Genomic DNA, 17,278 nt, shown 5'->3' with positions numbered 1-17,278 from the left:
CGTTCGCCAAGCACGTTCAGCATTCGGCGCCACACAGCATGATGGTTGCTGGTTGCGGGAGAGATCCGCGTTTTACTTCATATATAGATTAAAATGGATCAGAACGCGCAAAGCGACTGACAGATCAACGAATCAGTGACATTTAGTGTGGTTCGTCCTACCGTTGTCTTCTGTATATTGTGCCGAACTCGTTCTTTTCATTACCCTTTTGCATTATACGCGATAGACGTTTATACTGCAAAACGGTTTTCCCACAATATGATACTTAATAACCGTTATGTAGCACAGTGAATATCCCTGCCACTCTAATCCCATACTGGAAAGAAAAGAAAGGAGCCCGTTCCATGAATCAGACACGCCAAAAGACCCGCAAACGCGGGTTCCGTATATGGAAATTTGTCAAAAGGATCTCTTTGCTGGTTGTACTTGGTCTGATTGCCACAGCAGCCGGACTCGTCTATCTATATGCCACTAGCTTGCCCCTAGCTGACTCTGATCGCAATTCCAGATTATTGGACAGCCAGGGCGACATCATCGCAACCTTCTCTGCTGGCGGCAAAGACTCGGTACCTGTTCAACTGCAAGATATCTCGCCAGATCTCGTTCATGCCACACTTGCTGTAGAGGATCGCAAGTTCTATGAGCATTACGGCTTCGATGTTCGAGGAATGGGACGAGCTGTACTCGTTAACCTGGAGCACATGCAGATGTCCCAAGGAGCGAGTACGCTAACACAACAACTTGCACGTAATCTGTACCTGTCTCACGAGAAAACATGGACCCGTAAAGCCAAAGAAGCCATGTACACCGCTCAGCTCGAAATGAAATATAGCAAGGACGAGATTCTACAGATGTACCTGAATGAGATCTATTATGGTCATGGAGCCTACGGTATCGAGGCTGCTTCACGCATGTATTTTGGCAAAAGCGCTAAACAACTGGATCTCGCTGAGAGCGCTATGCTTGCAGGTATTCCGAAAGGCCCAACCTATTATTCTCCATATAATCACATGAAGAATGCCAAGGATCGACAGAAGATTGTATTAAATGCCATGGCGGATATCGGCGAGATTACACAGAAACAAGCGGATAAGGCTTACGAGGAAATGCTCCAATTCAGACCGGAAAGTGAACGGAAAACGGTGGAAAAAGCTCCTTATTTCCGAGACTATATCCGGAATCTAGCCATCAAGGAACTAGGCATCAGTGAAGCGATGCTCGATCATGGGGGATTAAATATCTACACCACTCTTGATCTGCGTGTGCAAAAGGCTGCAGAAGATGCCGTATCCAAGGGTATGGACGCTGCAAGTGAGCTTGAAACTGCGCTGGTCTCCATTGACCCTCGCACAGGCTATATCAAAGCAATGGTCGGTGGCAAAAATTATCGTACCAATCAGATTAACCACGTGCTGGCAACGACGCGCCAGCCAGGCTCAGCATTCAAACCCATTATGTACTTGGCTGCACTGGAGTCTAAGCAGCTCACGAGTGCATCCATGTTCAACAGCGAGCCGACCTTGTTTCACTACGACGAAGATCGTAAGACGTACAAACCCGGAAACTTTGGTGACAAGTACCTTGGTGAAATCGATCTGAGAAAGGCGATCGCAGCATCCGACAACATCTATGCAGTTAATACGATCATGCAGATTGGGCCAGAGCAAGTTGTAAGTATGGCCAAAAATTTGGGGATCACAAGCAATATGAGTGCTGTCCCTTCCCTTGCACTCGGCACCTCACCTGTTAGCCCATTGGAGATGGCATCTGCCTTTTCAGTCATTGCTGCAGGTGGTCAGCGCACACCGCCTGTTGCTATTTTACAAGTGACTGACGCCGCAGGTCGTGTTCTATATGAAGCACCTCAGACCAAAGCAGAAACGGTCGTTGAGCCCGCGGCTGCTTACGTGTTGACTCGGTTAATGGAGAGTGTGTTTGAAAATGGTGGAACAGGGAATCGTGTCTCAGCAACCATCAAGCGACCTGTTGCAGGTAAAACAGGAACAACCAATACAGACGCCTGGCTGGTCGGATTCACCCCTGAACTCTCGACCGCTGTCTGGGTCGGGTATGATCAAGGCAAAGCGATCTCCACCGCAGATGGTCGCCGCGCGGCACCTATGTTCGCCCAGTTTACGGAACAAGCACTTGCAAGTGTTCCACCCAAAATATTTTCGGTGCCTGACAACGTTGTCAGTGTCTACATTGATCCTGAATCCGGTAAACTGGCTGGGAATGGTTGCCCAGAGAAACGACTTGAAGTATTTATTGATGGAACGGAGCCAACGGAAGTATGTCGCAGCGCTTCAGACGACTCGGACTCCACAAGTGATGATATGACTCGTGAGGTGCAGCAGCAACAGGGTCTTCAGGAAGAAAAACATTCATGGTGGAGAGATTTCAAACGTTGGTGGGTGGAATGACGCAAACACGTAATGACGTAGTTGCGTCATCATCACTTTTCAGCAGAAGGGCTCCCTATCTTTGCAATCAATAGCCCCGCTGAGTGAGTATCTGTCCGGCTCGTTCTCACGGTGAATGTGGTATAAGTGCGTGTTCAAAAAGGTCGGTTTTCAGTACCGAGAAGATGGGATGAAGATAGAAATGGAGTAGCGGAGCGTAGGCAAAACTACGTGAGCAACTACATTGTTTCTGAAGGAAACAACCTTCGTAAGCATCTACTTATTTCGGCTGAATTCCATATCCGACGTTGATGATGCCTTTAGGCATCCTGCGTAATCAAAAGCGGACTTTTTGAACATCCTCTATAAGACACTTCAAAAGGAAAGCCGCTCTTGAACAACATTCAAAAAGCCCCGTACCTGATGTTAGGACTGACTCCTGTAATAAACAGGTGACATTTCCTTCTATAAAGGTAACGGGGCTTTTTTAATCTAATGATTTAGTTTAATCAAACGTACTGAAACAAATTAGGCTGCCTAGGACAAAGCATCCTTCAATACATCCGGTGAAGCATTCCACCATTCTTCATTATGTGAGATCAGAAGTGTCTTCAGTGCTGCACGTTCTTCTGGACCCAGATCATCCAACATAAAGCGGCGTTTCAATGCATAATCCATCCGATTCACATGATCGGCAAGCAATTTCCATCCACGCTTAGCCTCCGTATCAATCCACATCTCACAAGCCGTTGCACCACCATATAGCTGTCCCTGCTCTGTACGATCTACAGCTACCCAAACAAGCCATACTTGGCGTCCATTAGGTACATCCTCACGATTGGTCGAAAATTTGATGCCACGCTCCACTTTACTCTTCGCGTGCATCGCACCAATATCAATCTTGGCTTCGCCTTGATCAATAATGACCGGGGATAAGTTATTCAGATCAATAGAACCCGCACCGAAACCTTTGTGTTTGCTCTTTGCACTAACGATATTCAAGGCAATTTGTTTTTTGCCGTTTTGCTCGTTTTGTTCCATGTTTATAGCCTCCAAGGGTTGATACAAATATTTTAACTAATATTCGTCCCATTGCAAACATATACATGCTGTAGATGCTTGTCAACGGGAGGTATTTAACGATGATTCCACGACGCGCCAAGAGTTGGCTCACCGCATTCCTCGCCCTGTGTGTGCTTATTGCAGGAGCGTGGATTACGCTGGTTAACAATCGCTCCATAACATCCGAATTGCCTGTGCTCGCCCCAGAAGTGGGCAAGCCTCCAGCAAAAACTCAAACCTCCGCACCTCCAGAAAGCGTGCAGACCCCGACGGCTGAAGTGTTCAGCGACCGTGTGGTGGAATATCACATCGATGTGAAGTTGGTGGACGGAAATGTGTTACAGGGAACACAGACACTAACCTGGACTCATCCAGGTAAAAAAACGGTTAACGAGCTTTATTTCCACTTGTATCCCAATGCTTTCTCCTCTTCAGACACTAGCTTTATGAAGGAGTCTGGTGGGAAGCTTCGCGGGGATGTTATGCCCTCAGACGGTTATGGCTCCATGAAGATCACGGAGATGAAAACAGAAGACGGTCTGTCGCTGTTACATCGCATGCAATACGTACAGCCGGATGACGGCAATATAAAAGATAAAACTCTGATCAAAATCCGATTGCCCAAACCGGTGAAGGGCGGGGAGAGCATAACGCTGCACACTCGATTTGAAGTACAGCTACCCAAAATTTTTGCACGCATGGGAACCGCAGACGATTTTGTAATGGCAGGGCAATGGTTTCCCAAAATTAGCGTTTATGAGCCTACAGGTAGACGAGGCCGGACAACCGAGGGGTGGAATCTGCACCAATATCACGGAAATTCCGAATTTTATGCCGACTTCGGTATCTATAGCGTGCGCATTCGAGTACCGGAATCATACAAGGTAGCCGCAACAGGATTTCCAACACAGCAAGCGGTTGTGAAGAATAAAGAAAAAATCTATCAATTCTATGCCGACGATGTCCATGATTTTGCATGGGCGGCCTCACCTCATTTTGTTTATGCCGAGGAGCCTTTCTCTGCACCCAATGTTCCTGGAGTAAGGATCAAACTGTATCTTGACCCAGCACACCAGGATCTAAAAGAACGTTACTTCTATGCTGCCAAGGCAGCTTTGGCGAATTACAGCAAATGGTTTGGCACTTATCCATACTCCACACTCTCAATCGTCGTTCCTCCGAAAACCGGAAATGGTGCAGGCGGCATGGAATACCCAACGTTGGTGACTGCCTTCGGGGCGGATGATACGACACCCGGTTATGATCTGGAACGAACCGTCGTGCATGAGATTGGTCATCAGTATTTCTATGGTATGCTCGCCAGCAATGAATTCGAGGAGGCTTGGCTCGACGAGGGATTCACCTCTTATGCAGAGGATAAATTAATGGAGCAAGAATATGGCCTAATCCCTAACTTACCTGTTCAAGCAGGCTTGATCACGTCTCCCGCCCCACTGACACAGGAAGCATGGAAATTTGATTCACAGAACCATTATGCAGCAAATGTCTATACACGAGGTAAGCTTGTCTTGCTCGGTATCGAACAACAAGTCGGCTCCAAAACAATGGAACGCATTCTCTCTACCTATGTGAAGAAGTACCGTTTCAAACATCCCACTTCAGCAGATTTCCAAAAGGTCGTGGAACAAGTTACTCGCACTTCATGGTCTACGTACTTTGATCAATATGTATATGGCGATGGGATGGCAAACTTCGCTGTAGAGAAAATCAGCGTAACTCCGATTCAGAAGGGTGATCAAGAGGTGTATGAATCCTCTGTGACCATTCAGAAAAAGGGAAGCAATTATATGAAGGTTCCTGTACGAATTGTGTTCGAGGATGGGCATATCGTGAACAAGGAGTGGAACGGAAACGAGGATCGAGTCACCTATAAGCTTACCTATACTTCTCCGGTTTCTTGGGCCATGACCGACCCTCTATACACCGTGGTACTAGAGAACCGTCATATGGACAATTTCCTAAAAGCCAAATTGGACGAACCAACTAAATTCCGCTGGAGTTTGAGCACGACCAAGCTTATAGAAGCTATTTTCGGAAGTCTGTCATGGTGAGGTGGAGACAGTGAAAGCAAAAATACGTGAAGGCTGGTTTCTCGTCCGTCAGCACATGTTCATAGCCGCACTACTATTTATCTATCAATTAGTATGGGGATACTTTATCTATCGGTTAGTGCAGTCCGCAGTAGTCCCGCTGCTGCTTCGGTATCCTGTCACGGATGCTGGAGAGCTCAGTACGCTGTTGTTCAAAATGGAGAGCCAACTGAGTCTCTCTACTCATCCTGAGGTTCATCGGTATCTATGGATTCTTGGAGCCATGCTACTGTTACGCATGCTAATCACTCCCCTCATCCAAGCAGGGCTGTTGTATTCATTACAGCATTTTAATCAATCTGAGGAACGAACTCCTTTTGTCCGTGGCATCAAAGTGTTATGGAAACCGATGTTACTGTTGCACTTCATAAGAACGTTGCTGATGCTGTTACCCGCCTACTGGCTTGTACCAAAACTGTACGCCATTCTAATGGATGGATTCCATTCATTACAACTGTTACTGCCTGGCATTCCATATGTCGCCCTGTGGATCGTGTACGGCTGGATTATTCACCATGTAATGTTATACATGCAGTTCGGTGCATCAGCTCCAGATGGCGAAGACCGGGCACACGGTATATTATACGCTCTATGGATCGCACTTCGTCATATCGTGTCTGTAATTGGCATCGCTGTGCTTCTGGGAGGGCTGCATCTGCTTCTCTTCGGTGCCTTCACTTCAGCATCATGGTTCTTAACAGGCCTCGCTGGCCTTATATTACAGCAAACGTATCCGCTGGCTCGCTGTCTCATGTCTCTATGGAAGATATGTGCCCATTTCCGCTTATGGCAGTCCAAGTCGACTAGAGGTTGATTCAAACAGGTTAAAATTTGTTACCATCTCCATGTCACATAAACGCGATGATAGCGCTTCACAAAAGCAAACCTCAACCTTTCCCCGTCAAAGGTCGAGGTTTTTTTTGCTAATTTTACTGCTAAACGTTGCCAAAGCAGTGTTCCTCTGTTACAATAATCGCAGTGAGTTTTTAGTAACAACTTTGTAATCTTTACCTTCATATTTGTAACTACTTAAAATTTAATCGTCATTTCTTGATTTCACAGGTGCACAACTAGCATAGCCAAATTCCTAGCACCTGGGAAGCGGGGGAACCAGTTATGGGTGAATTGATCTTGCTACAGAGGGATCATAGGGGACCTTCAACCGAATCCTTAAGCTAACCTCGCAGGCATTGGAAGGGGTATATCTCTTGTTCAAGAAGAAACTAACCGCAGCTGTACTTAGCCTCACATTTGCATTATCACTTGGAGCTGGCAGCGCATTCGCAGATTCAAAAATGGATGAAGTAATCGACTCAGCAATGGGAACTACATACAAAAGCGGAGGAACAACGCTTAACGGCTTTGACTGCTCTGGATTTACACGGTATGTATTCGACAAGCTTGGCATTGATTTGGCTCGCCAATCAAGCTCCCAATTCGAAATGGGTGACTCTGTGTCCCGTTCAGAAATGAGACCTGGCGATCTGGTATTCTTTAATACTTCTGGCAGTGGAATTTCACACGTAGGTATTTTCGTTGGAGAAGGTAAGTTCGCACACTCTTCTTCTTCCAAAGGCGTTACGATCAGCGCATTGAGCGAAAACTACTGGGCTAACCGTTATGTTGGCGCTAAACGTATTATGAGCACGGAAGCATATGAAACACTCGCACGTGACTAAGGACAAGCTGAGCAACATCATACTGTAACCAAGCATAACAGAACCGCCCGATCCATTCTCCGCAGGAATGGTTCCGGCGGTTTTTTTGTGCTTTCTCGTCCGTGCCCTTAAGATGTTTTTACCCATCCTATTGTAATATAAACGTAATAAACCAATCTTTTGTTTCAATTTTTTTCTATTTTACGAAGACTTGCCAAAACGACACCACGTTCTGTAGAGTAGCGTTAGGAATATCTATACATTTACACATGATCTGTAGGATCGATCCATCACCTTTCAGGAGCTTGTCCGTTTTGAAGAGGTACCTATCCTACAAATGAGAGGAGCGTGCAGGAAGTATGGACGAAGCTTCTGTGACGTTTCACGTTAAACCTATGGAAGAGGAACACGCACAGCAGATATGCAGTTGGCATTACGACCCGCCTTATAATATTTATAGTTGGCTTCCTTGGGAGCAGATGAAGGCACTTGAAGTCGAATTTGGGGATGTGCAGCTACGGAAAGATCAATATGCTGTCATTTTTGACAAGCATGATGAGATTTGTGGATTCGCACAGTTCTTTCCACTTGTGGGTGTTACCCGAATTGGGCTGGGTATGCATCCCGAACGATGCGGTCATGGACAAGGCGTGGATTTTGTGTCTGCGATTGTACAAGAAGCGATCCGAAGGAATCCTTCAAACGAAATTGATTTAGAAGTTCTCACCTGGAATACCCGAGCCATTCGGGTTTATGAAAAGGTCGGTTTTATCACCCAAGATACATACGAACGCCAAACCCCTACCGGTTTGCAGCCTTTTTATTGTATGGTGTATGCAGGAGCTCGTTAACTTACAGGATCATTAAGAGTTAAGCACATTCATGGTTTCATATGATAAGTTTCAAAAAATTACCACAAAATGCTATGATGTCGTGGATAGTTCCGTTATAATGATATGGACAGTTTCAGTTAGATGATCTTTCATTCTGGAGGGGACATAAGGGATGCACAAATGGATCATGAGCGGGGTATTTTTTGCAGCGTGCGCGTTAGCTATTATTTTAATGTTTACGCTTCCAGGAAAAGAAGAGGTTGCACAAGAAGCTAAACCAACTATGCCGGAAGTCACAATGGATGCCGGACAGGCTGAAGCACTGGTAAAAGCCAATTGTATCTCCTGTCATGGGGATCAGCTTCAAGGGGGCGTAGGCCCGGCTCTTGCGAACATCGGAAGTCAGGATGACGTCGAGAAGATCTACTCCACGATCGTCAAAGGTAAAGGCGGCATGCCTGCGTTCAAGGATCGACTGCAAGATGAAGAAATTGCCAACATTGCGATGTGGCTCGCCGAGAAAAAGTAAATGATGAACGAAGAGGCTATTACCTCCTTACCCGGGGTAACAGCCTCTTCTCTGTATTTGCACACATTGACGATGTACTCAGTTGCTCGTTGCCTGCTGCGCAAGAAATGCTTCTACTTCATCTGCAGACGGCATTCCGGACTGGGCACCCAGCTTCGTCACGGATAGCGCAGCCGCGCCCATAGCGAAGCTGACTGCCGCGTCAAGCGTCTCGCCGCGCGCAAGGGCTACCGCCAGCGCGCCGTTGAAGCAGTCGCCAGCGCCGGTCGTATCGACGGCGCTTACGGCGTAGCCGGGCGCACGGCTCGCGCCGGCACGCCCTGCTTGTACGCGGCCATCAGGCGCTGCCGCGTACACAGCCCCCTCGGGGCCGAGCGTCGTAACGACGGCGGCCCCGAGGGATGCGGCGAGCTCTGCGACCGCCGCATCCAGGTCTTCCGGCCGGAGATGATCCCGGCCGGTAAGCACGGCGAGCTCGCTGCGGTTCGGCGTGACGACGTCAACGCACCGCAGGAGCTCCTGGGGCAGACCCGGCACCGCGGGAGCCGGGTTGAGCACCACCAGTGCGCTGCCTTCTGCCGCTATTGTAGCGGCGCGGGTGACCGCTGGCAGCGGGATCTCTAGCTGCAGCAGCACCGCTGCGGCTGTAGTCAGGCTTTTCACCGTATCCGCCTCTTCCAGCATCTCCGGTACTACCTTCCCATTCGCCCCTGGGATAACAATAATGCGGTTATCTCCATTGGAGAGCCAGATCGAGGCCGTACCCGTCGCTGTATCATCCATGACACGAACCTGTGATGCATCTACCCCGCTCTCATGCAAGCTATGAAGCAGGCGTTCACCAAACACATCTGTGCCTACAGCTCCAATCATCGTTGTCTGCCCACCTAGACGAGCGGAGGCCACTGCCTGATTAGCCCCTTTGCCGCCAGCAAGATAGTGCAGCTCTTCCCCACTGACCGTTTCTCCCTCTTCTGGAATCGTATCCGTTTTGACGACAAGATCCATATTAAGGCTACCAACGACAGCGATAAGCGGATGTTTCTGATTGTTGTCTGACATGCCGTTCACCCATTTCTAACAGACGAACCTAACCGAGTTGGTTATTCCGCCCTCATTTTCTCAAATGTCTCGTTAAATTGCTCAGCTTCCTTAATATCTACAGATGTAATGCCACCTTCATCCCATGACGTGAGACGCAGCGTGACTGTCGTATAATCAATTGTAATGAAAGGATGATGATTGAATGCTTCCGAGATCGCAGCGACCTCGTCTACAAATGCAATTCCTTTCATGTAGTTAGAGAATACAAATTTGCGGACAATCCATCGGCCCTCCTCTAGTTCCCAGCCTTCAAGCCTTCCTAGATGAGCTTCGACTTCCTCTTGCGAAAAAACCATACGTTATCTTCCTCCCCATACGATGGAAACATCGCCCTACTTCCGTATCCATCTATGCTACCAACGAAACCTTTGGCACTACCGATTAGCCCCAAACGGTTGGTTCACCGCAGTGCGATTCGCCGTTTCACGACTATCATCTTACCATGGACAAGCCTCAAAATCCAATCTATCAAACGACGGTAGAGCCAATAACCATAAGGATTTCAGGGGTTTATCTCCCATGATATATGGCCCTGAATTAACGTTTCTGTGCAAACTAAATTAGCGGTACAAAGGTGAGTTCTTCTTCTCCAATCAAAATATGAATCCGATGCTGATCCTTATCATGGATGACCACCCCGCTACCAACTGGAATGACCGATTCCTCACCTAGCGCATAGAACAGATCCTCTGCCAGTGCCTCATCGACTTCAAGCTGCTCCGTCTCGCCTAATCTGCCCCATTCTTCCGAATCCATTTCAAAGAAAACATACCGATCCGGTATGCGACTGAGAGCCTGTGTTAAATCTGTCAATATTCCTTCATAATCCCGTCCATGCTTTACGCCCATTGGCTTTTCACTCCTATTCGGCCCCTAAGGAGCTGATTTCATCTTATTATACCTGAAAATAACCCTTAAAAAAAAAGGCCTATTGGTCGATAAATACTATACATGACCGTTTTAAATGTTTTGGCAATCCAAAAGAGTGCCAAGCTTTAAACGAATTGCGGCTCTACGTTCGTCCGGAAGCCCGAATATAGCCGCTTGAAAGGATTCAATTTTATCTCATGGATGAGGTGTATGATGAACATTTCAACAATTATTGGACTTGTTTTGGGACTCGCTTCACTTGTATTCGGTATGATGTTGAAGCATGCTCCCGTAATTAATCTGGTCAACAACCCAGCAGCCTACATGATTATATTTGTTGGTACCGCGGGAAGTATTTTTATGGCCTTCCCTATGTCAGAAATCAAGAGAATTCCGAAGCTCTTCGGAATTTTGTTCAAACAGCAACAATTGGTCGATCGCGTATCCCTAATCGGCACGTTTATGGACTGGGCTTCCACTACCCGTCGTGAAGGTTTGCTTGCACTTGAGTCAAAAGTTGAAGAGATTGACGATCAGTTCCTTCGCAGCGGCATGCGAATGATTATCGACGGGAACGATCAAGACTTCGTCAGTGATGTTCTAATGGAAAATATTCACACGACAGAGGAACGCCACCGCAGTGGTGCACTGATCTTCTCCCAAGCAGGTATGTATGCTCCAACACTTGGCGTTCTCGGAGCCGTAGTTGGTTTGATCGCAGCCCTTGCGGATCTTAGCGATATGGCTAAACTCTCTCAAGCGATTGCAGCAGCATTCATCGCTACCCTCTTGGGTATCTTCACAGGTTATGTACTGTGGCACCCGATGTCTAACAAGCTGAAGCGGATGTCCAAGCAAGAAATGGAGATCAAGCTGATGATGGTTGAAGGATTGTTATCCATACAATCCGGTGTATCCACCATTGCTATCAACCAAAAGTTATCCGTATTCCTGACACCTTCCGAACGTAAACAATTGGAAGAGAAGGAGGGATCATCAGGTGAAAAAGGCTAAAAAGCACGAACCACATGAAGAACATAATGATGAGAGTTGGTTGCTCCCTTATTCCGACTTGATGACCTTGTTGCTCGCTCTGTTTATTGTGTTGTTCGGCATGAGTTCCCTTGATGCGACTAAGTTTGAGCAAATGGCTTCCGCACTAAGCAGCGCATTGAATGGTGGATCAGGTGTCCTTGATTATAGCTCCATGAATCCTGAAACTCCGGGTGCTGATTTGGGTAAGAAGAAAGAACAGCCTGAGGAGATTACGAAAAAAACACCAAATCAGATTACCGATGCTCAGATGGCTCAGAAAGAGCAAGAGGATCTGGAGAAGCTCAAGGAACGTCTGGATCAGTATATTTCAAAAAATGGACTTTCCGATCAGCTTAACACCAAGTTAAATCAGTCGGAACTGAAGATCACAATCAGTGATAACGCTTTGTTCTCCTCTGGACGAGCCGATGTGAAACCAGAATCGCGCTCCTTGGCCAAAGCGATCTCAAGCATGCTTCAGGAGTTCCCGGAATACGAAGTGGTTGTATCGGGCCATACCGATAACATTCCCATTTCGAACAACCAATATAAGGATAACTGGGATTTGAGTGCTGATCGTGCCCTCAACTTCCTCAAAATTCTGTTGCTTAATACAGCGCTCGATCCTTCCAAGTTCACACCTAGCGGATACGGAGAATACCACCCAATTGCTAGTAATGATACGAATGTTGGACGAGCACAGAATCGACGTGTAGAGGTTTCAATTATTCGGAAATACCAAAGCAACAACACGTCTGTAAAAGCCGTTGATTCGGCTAACTAGAAGTCCTGCAACAGCATAAGTTTTCCGAACAAACGATAAGTGCCACTTTCCTTCTATACGAGGGGAGTGGCACTTTTATTTACGCCCTGCTCTGCTGCGGAATCTTTCTAAAACTATTTTTATCGGTATTCATATTGCTGAATTTCGATACAGCTATTATTAGCAGATGAAGAAAGCCAGCGTCCAGTATCCTTTTAGGGACTTCTGAACGCTGGCCATATTGTGCTTTCAATATGATCTCGTATTTATTCTAATGAGTAGTCAAGCAGACTACCGAGTTCTGCCTTCTCTGCCGCAGTTAACTCCCTCCACTTACCCGTACCTTGCTCTCCAAGATGAATGTTCATGATACGAATCCTTTTCAGCTTACGAACCTCATAACCAAATGCACTGCACATCCGGCGAATCTGACGGTTCTTCCCTTCGGTCAGTATAATCCGGAACATTCGATCCGAGATACGAGTTACTTTGCAAGGAAGCGTCATTTCACCAAGAATTTTGACCCCTGTACTCATACCCTGCAGAAAGCTTGCAGTTACTGGTCGATCCACGGTAACGATATATTCCTTCTCATGGCGACCCTCTGCTCTTAAAATCCGATTCACGATATCTCCATCATTGGTCATGAGAATCAGGCCTTCTGAATCTTTATCCAATCGACCGATCGGGAAGATTCGCTCTGTGTGGCCTACAAAATCCACAATGTTTCCCCGGATATGTTGTTCCGTCGTACTGGTGATACCCACCGGCTTGTTCAGCGCGATGTACACATGTTTTCTTTTCTCACGGATCGGCTGTCCATTAATGCGTACATCATCGCCTTCTTCAGCCTGACTGCCTAGCTCTGCCTTGATTCCATTAATTGTTACTTTCCCACTCTCGACCAGCTTGTCCGCTTCACGCCGGGAGCAGTAACCTGTCTCACTAATAAATTTATTAATACGCAAAAGGTCATCTCACCTCATCTAATTCTCTTCGTCTGTAGGGGGCTGCTCCGTGCCGTTATTGTCTTCTGCTTGCTCTGGCAACTTATCCGAAGCTGGAAGATCAATAATAACCGTTGTCCCCTTGTTCATGACGCTTCTAATATCCATCATGCCCTTATGTGATTGAATAATGCGCTGACTTACCATCAGACCAAGACCTGTTCCCGACTCTTTGTTGGTAAAGAACGGCTCGCCCAGCTTCGGCATCATCTCTTCAGGAATACCAATTCCTTCGTCCTTAATCTCAATCCTTACGCGATTCAGCTCTTCCTCATGGTGAAGACGAATTCGAATGCTTCCTCCATTAGGCATCGCCTCCATACCATTTTTGAGCAAGTTAATAAATACCTGCTTCAATTGGTTCTCTTCACAGTGTACCATAGCCGAATCGGATGAGGCACTTAGCACAAATTCTACACCATGCAGATGCGCTTGGCTATCAAGCAGTGAGATCACATCTCCAAGGATAAAACGGATATCCCGATCTTGAAAATGAACCGCCTGTGGCTTCGCCAAGATCAGAAACTCACCAACGATGAGATTGATCCGGTCTAGTTCTGACAGCATTAAGTCCAGATGACGATGATTGAGTTTGTTCGTCTGCTGTTGAAGTTGAAGGAACCCTCGCAACGTGGTTAGTGGGTTCCGAATTTCGTGTGCAACGCCGGCAGCCAATTGCCCTACAGTCGTTAACTTCTCAGAACGTCTGAGCAACTCTTCCATCCGGTTGCGACTTGTGATGTCTCGCGACACACTGATAAGTGCTGTAATTTCGCCCTCTTCGTCTCGAACCGGAGCAGTACTTACACTCACTTCTACACGAGTTCCGTCCTTCTTCATCCAAGTCGTTTCATTAGAGGTGATGGACATGCCCTCAATTAATTGAGCATGCTGCTCACGTCGTTCCTCTTCTGCCTCTGGAGGGATGATCTTCAAGGTTCGCCCTTCTACTTCACGGCTACGCCAGCCATACAGCTGCTCAAAAGCACGGTTTACCCGAAGTACATTTCCATCCAGGTCCGTAATATGAATCGCATCCGCAGTCTGATTAATAATGGATTCCAGGTGCTCTTTGACTGCGCGGTTCTCTTCATACATCTGCTTAAGGCGATTCGTATAATGACCAAGATTGCGAATCATGGCATTAATTCGATTGGCGAGCTGTCCGAGCTCATCCTTCCTCTTCACTTTTAGACGGAAATCGAAATGCCCATCAACGACATCATTTACTTTGCCCAATATCAATTGAATCGGACGCGTGATATATCCTGCGAGCAGATAACTGCCGAAGATCACAATCTCAAGTAATACAAGGGAGATCGAAGCATGGCTGACCAATTGCTCTGACACCATCGAAGATATCTGCTTATAGTCCATGACAATTCCGATTACATAAGACGATTGATTGGGAGTAAAAATAGGAATAAAGCTCTTTAACACTTTTTGATCATGTGTTTCGCTGACAAAAGACACGTTCTGTCCCGTACGAATAGCCTTCACCACTGCACGGTGATCCTCTTCCGTTGTGCCATATTGATATGTTCCGAATCTGATGGGTTTGTTGTTTAACTTGCTAAAGTTACTATCTCTTCCGTCATCGTTCATACTTGGACTACCAAAGGTTAGAGGATTAATACCTGTAATCTCAAGAATGGAAGGATTAACTTCACGAATTTTGTTCAAAATCTCATCTGGACCAGAGATCTTCACATAGTCATCAACTTCGGCATTATTATAGAAGGGATTGATTATGTAGTTCCTCTTCCCGTCATGGTAGTAGCCCCATATATCAATATCTGATGGACTGGATGTCGAATATTCGAATCCATCTGACCAGAAATGATCCAGCGCTTGCCCTTGGGGAATGGTGACCTGATGCTTTTCGAACAATTGCTGGAAGGCCTGATACCAATACGTCATGGATTTTGTAGAAAGCCCAATCTCCCGCGGATCGGAAGAACGGGTTACAATGATATCATCCTCGGTCTGTTCCATGAGCGATATATGGGACACGCCTACCTTTTTGCTCACACGTACAAGGTCTTCATTTGTGATATTATTAATATCCGGATCTAGTTCTTCTGCAGTCATAACCGAAGCAAGCCACAGATTACTACCAATCTGGCGTTTTACATATTCTGAACTATACTGATTCTGTTCGACAGAAATCGCAATCTGTTTAGCGGTCAGCACCATTTTGTTCTCGCTGTCCTGTCTAAGGTTTTCTTCTGTAGTATAGTAACTCAGTGCAATATTCAATACTAAAATAACGAGCACTGAGCACGACATAATCATGGATAATTTCGTTTTTATAGACAACTTTTTGTTCACCTCTCGGCTTGTGCCCTTTGGCGATATATGGCAAAACCTATATCCATCATAACGGTTGTATGTGTTTTTGAAAAGGATAATTGACCATAGCCCAAAAGTTACCGTTTGGCTGAAAAGCTCGAAATTTATTGTTTTTTCGATTTTTCCATGTCTACAATTAAATAAGTCACAAAAACTGTACACAAATCCACAGGGTTGTGGATAGTATGTTTATAACTATGTGAGCAACTTCGTAGTTATCCACAGACTTATACACAACATGTTAACAAACCGAATATGCGTTCGCTGAATAAGCGTTTTTGAAAGGAGCTTTTAACTGTAATGAATGATATTTCCTCCCATATTGATCTTTCCCACCTTCCAGAAGATGCTAGGCACGAGTACTGGATGCGGGAAGCCATTGCTGAGGCACAAAAAGCGGAGGCACTTGGGGAAGTCCCTATTGGGGCTGTCATCGTGCAGAATAACCGGATCGTCGGGCGTGGATACAACCTACGTGAAACAACACTGGATTCGACAGCCCATGCAGAAATGGTCGCTATTCGTCAGGCCAGTGAAACGCTTGGAGCTTGGCGACTGCTAGATTGCAGTCTATACGTTACGCTTGAGCCTTGCCCTATGTGTGCGGGTGCGATCGTACAATCACGCGTTCCACGTGTAATCTATGGCACAGCTGATCCAAAGGCAGGATGTGCAGGAACATTGATGAATCTGTTGCAGGAGCCCCGTTTCAATCATCGAACAGATGTCATCCCAGATGTACTCCAGCCTGAATGCTCCACGATGCTCACTCAATTTTTCCGACGTTTACGTAAAAAATAGACTTCATTCATTCTGAAAGGATGTGCAATGTAATTATGGCACTGACACTATACGACACACCGAACGGTATCAGCCTGCGTTTATTAACATTAGAAGATACACAAGCTTATCTAGATCTCATTCAGATTACACGCATTCCCTATCAATCTGTAGAGCCTATACGAGAGGATGAGTTCTATACGCTGGAGGCTCAGACTAGACGTATTCAGGATCGAATGAAGGCTTCTGAAGAAGGAACCGGGTATCAGTTCGGAATCTATACGATTCAGGATGGTACTCTCATTGGTCAAGTTAGCCTAAACAACGTTGTTCACGGTGTCGCCAACTATGCAGATATGGGTTACTTCATCCACCCCGACTATCAGGGCGGTGGACGAATGACTGCGGCTGTGAAATTGGCTGTAGCCTACGCATTTCGCGCTCTGAAGCTCAACCGTGTACAAGCTGCCATTTTACCTTCTAATACAGGATCGCAACGTGTGCTTGAGAAAAACGGCTTTCAAGCAGAAGGTATTGCACGTAAATATCTTAAGATTAATGGGCTATATCAAGACCATCAGATCTATGCCGTACTCTTCGATGATCTACACGGACAAGCATCAGACTAATCACTCACCAGTAAAATAGGGGCGCACTCAATAACCCGATCCCCGAAAAAATGGAGCGATACAAGAAAACCGCATCACCCCCAAAGAAGGGAGTGGCGCGGTTTTTTCGTTATCGTACTTTAATTTGCACTTTAATTCGAACC

General features: G+C 46.4%; 16 protein-coding genes and 1 riboswitch. Of the genes, 10 read left to right on the top strand and 6 right to left on the bottom strand.

The features are described from left to right. Nucleotides 1-344 precede the first annotated feature (344 nt). Nucleotides 345-2,423, top strand: coding sequence for a transglycosylase domain-containing protein (locus DMB88_RS00550; protein ID WP_128099809.1), 2,079 nt, complete (start codon nucleotides 345-347; stop codon nucleotides 2,421-2,423). 516 nt (nucleotides 2,424-2,939) lie between these two features. Here the strand turns inward: DMB88_RS00550 and DMB88_RS00545 are convergent. Further along, nucleotides 2,940-3,443: a YwhD family protein gene (locus DMB88_RS00545; protein WP_128099808.1), complete on the bottom strand. Its 504-nt coding sequence runs from the start codon at nucleotides 3,441-3,443 to the stop codon at nucleotides 2,940-2,942. Between the two features lie 101 nt (nucleotides 3,444-3,544). On the opposite strand from DMB88_RS00545, the gene DMB88_RS00540 reads away from it, so the two are divergent. The 5 genes from DMB88_RS00540 (at nucleotide 3,545) to DMB88_RS00520 (ending at nucleotide 8,595) form a co-directional block, all read left to right on the top strand. Continuing rightward, nucleotides 3,545-5,536, top strand: coding sequence for a M1 family metallopeptidase (locus tag DMB88_RS00540; RefSeq protein WP_128099807.1), 1,992 nt, complete (start codon nucleotides 3,545-3,547; stop codon nucleotides 5,534-5,536). Nucleotides 5,537-5,546: 10 nt separating this feature from the next. Continuing rightward, a complete protein-coding gene (locus DMB88_RS00535) occupies nucleotides 5,547-6,389 on the top strand; it encodes a carbamoyl transferase (protein ID WP_128099806.1) in 843 nt (280 codons plus the stop codon). 253 nt (nucleotides 6,390-6,642) lie between these two features. Beyond that, nucleotides 6,643-6,780: riboswitch (cyclic di-AMP (ydaO/yuaA leader) on the top strand. Nucleotides 6,781-6,783: 3 nt separating this feature from the next. Next, nucleotides 6,784-7,254, top strand: coding sequence for a C40 family peptidase (locus DMB88_RS00530; protein ID WP_128099805.1), 471 nt, complete (start codon nucleotides 6,784-6,786; stop codon nucleotides 7,252-7,254). 338 nt (nucleotides 7,255-7,592) lie between these two features. Continuing rightward, nucleotides 7,593-8,084, top strand: a complete 492-nt coding sequence (locus DMB88_RS00525; protein WP_128099804.1) for a GNAT family N-acetyltransferase — start codon at nucleotides 7,593-7,595, stop codon at nucleotides 8,082-8,084. Between the two features lie 154 nt (nucleotides 8,085-8,238). Next, on the top strand, nucleotides 8,239-8,595 hold the full coding sequence (locus tag DMB88_RS00520; RefSeq protein WP_128099803.1) for a c-type cytochrome: 357 nt from the start codon (nucleotides 8,239-8,241) through the stop codon (nucleotides 8,593-8,595). A 78-nt stretch (nucleotides 8,596-8,673) separates the two neighbouring features. Here DMB88_RS00520 and rbsK read toward each other — a convergent pair whose 3' ends face one another. From rbsK to DMB88_RS00505, 3 genes are all read right to left on the bottom strand, one after another. Continuing rightward, nucleotides 8,674-9,657, bottom strand: a complete 984-nt coding sequence (rbsK, locus tag DMB88_RS00515; protein WP_128099802.1) for a ribokinase — start codon at nucleotides 9,655-9,657, stop codon at nucleotides 8,674-8,676. 41 nt (nucleotides 9,658-9,698) lie between these two features. Then, on the bottom strand, nucleotides 9,699-9,995 hold the full coding sequence (locus tag DMB88_RS00510; RefSeq protein WP_128099801.1) for a 4a-hydroxytetrahydrobiopterin dehydratase: 297 nt from the start codon (nucleotides 9,993-9,995) through the stop codon (nucleotides 9,699-9,701). A 259-nt stretch (nucleotides 9,996-10,254) separates the two neighbouring features. Next, nucleotides 10,255-10,548 carry a hypothetical protein gene (locus DMB88_RS00505; protein WP_128099800.1) on the bottom strand — a complete coding sequence of 98 codons (294 nt, stop codon included), beginning with the start codon at nucleotides 10,546-10,548 and terminating at the stop codon, nucleotides 10,255-10,257. 234 nt (nucleotides 10,549-10,782) lie between these two features. Here DMB88_RS00505 and motA point away from each other — a divergent pair, with 234 nt between their 5' ends. Continuing rightward, nucleotides 10,783-11,583 carry a flagellar motor stator protein MotA gene (gene motA / locus DMB88_RS00500; RefSeq protein WP_128104247.1) on the top strand — a complete coding sequence of 267 codons (801 nt, stop codon included), beginning with the start codon at nucleotides 10,783-10,785 and terminating at the stop codon, nucleotides 11,581-11,583. Beyond that, entirely contained in the window at nucleotides 11,570-12,388 is an 819-nt protein-coding gene (motB, locus tag DMB88_RS00495; RefSeq protein ID WP_128099799.1) for a flagellar motor protein MotB, read from the top strand. The genes motA and motB overlap by 14 nt, the downstream gene beginning before the upstream one ends. A 245-nt stretch (nucleotides 12,389-12,633) precedes the next feature. Here the strand turns inward: motB and rluF are convergent, their stop codons facing one another. Beyond that, nucleotides 12,634-13,335: a 23S rRNA pseudouridine(2604) synthase RluF gene (gene rluF, locus DMB88_RS00490; protein WP_128099798.1), complete on the bottom strand. Its 702-nt coding sequence runs from the start codon at nucleotides 13,333-13,335 to the stop codon at nucleotides 12,634-12,636. Nucleotides 13,336-13,353: 18 nt separating this feature from the next. Next, nucleotides 13,354-15,693 carry an ATP-binding protein gene (locus tag DMB88_RS00485; RefSeq protein ID WP_128099797.1) on the bottom strand — a complete coding sequence of 780 codons (2,340 nt, stop codon included), beginning with the start codon at nucleotides 15,691-15,693 and terminating at the stop codon, nucleotides 13,354-13,356. A gap of 333 nt (nucleotides 15,694-16,026) precedes the next feature. Here DMB88_RS00485 and tadA point away from each other — a divergent pair, with 333 nt between their 5' ends. After that, on the top strand, nucleotides 16,027-16,527 hold the full coding sequence (tadA, locus tag DMB88_RS00480; protein WP_128099796.1) for a tRNA adenosine(34) deaminase TadA: 501 nt from the start codon (nucleotides 16,027-16,029) through the stop codon (nucleotides 16,525-16,527). Between the two features lie 35 nt (nucleotides 16,528-16,562). Next, entirely contained in the window at nucleotides 16,563-17,135 is a 573-nt protein-coding gene (locus DMB88_RS00475) for a GNAT family N-acetyltransferase (protein ID WP_128099795.1), read from the top strand. Nucleotides 17,136-17,278: the final 143 nt, after the last annotated feature.

The organism is Paenibacillus sp. DCT19, assembly GCF_003268635.1.
GTDB lineage: Bacteria > Bacillota > Bacilli > Paenibacillales > Paenibacillaceae > Paenibacillus.
This window is presented reverse-complemented; position numbering and strand designations above follow the sequence as displayed.

Coding starts and splice junctions, on each gene's coding strand:
- DMB88_RS00550 (WP_128099809.1), top strand. CDS start 345: ATGAATCAGACACGCCAAAAGACCCGCAAACGCGGGTTCCGTATATGG.
- DMB88_RS00545 (WP_128099808.1), bottom strand. CDS start 3,443: ATGGAACAAAACGAGCAAAACGGCAAAAAACAAATTGCCTTGAATATC.
- DMB88_RS00540 (WP_128099807.1), top strand. CDS start 3,545: ATGATTCCACGACGCGCCAAGAGTTGGCTCACCGCATTCCTCGCCCTG.
- DMB88_RS00525 (WP_128099804.1), top strand. CDS start 7,593: ATGGACGAAGCTTCTGTGACGTTTCACGTTAAACCTATGGAAGAGGAA.
- DMB88_RS00520 (WP_128099803.1), top strand. CDS start 8,239: ATGCACAAATGGATCATGAGCGGGGTATTTTTTGCAGCGTGCGCGTTA.
- rbsK (WP_128099802.1), bottom strand. CDS start 9,657: ATGTCAGACAACAATCAGAAACATCCGCTTATCGCTGTCGTTGGTAGC.
- DMB88_RS00510 (WP_128099801.1), bottom strand. CDS start 9,995: ATGGTTTTTTCGCAAGAGGAAGTCGAAGCTCATCTAGGAAGGCTTGAA.
- DMB88_RS00505 (WP_128099800.1), bottom strand. CDS start 10,548: ATGGGCGTAAAGCATGGACGGGATTATGAAGGAATATTGACAGATTTA.
- motA (WP_128104247.1), top strand. CDS start 10,783: ATGAACATTTCAACAATTATTGGACTTGTTTTGGGACTCGCTTCACTT.
- tadA (WP_128099796.1), top strand. CDS start 16,027: ATGAATGATATTTCCTCCCATATTGATCTTTCCCACCTTCCAGAAGAT.
- DMB88_RS00475 (WP_128099795.1), top strand. CDS start 16,563: ATGGCACTGACACTATACGACACACCGAACGGTATCAGCCTGCGTTTA.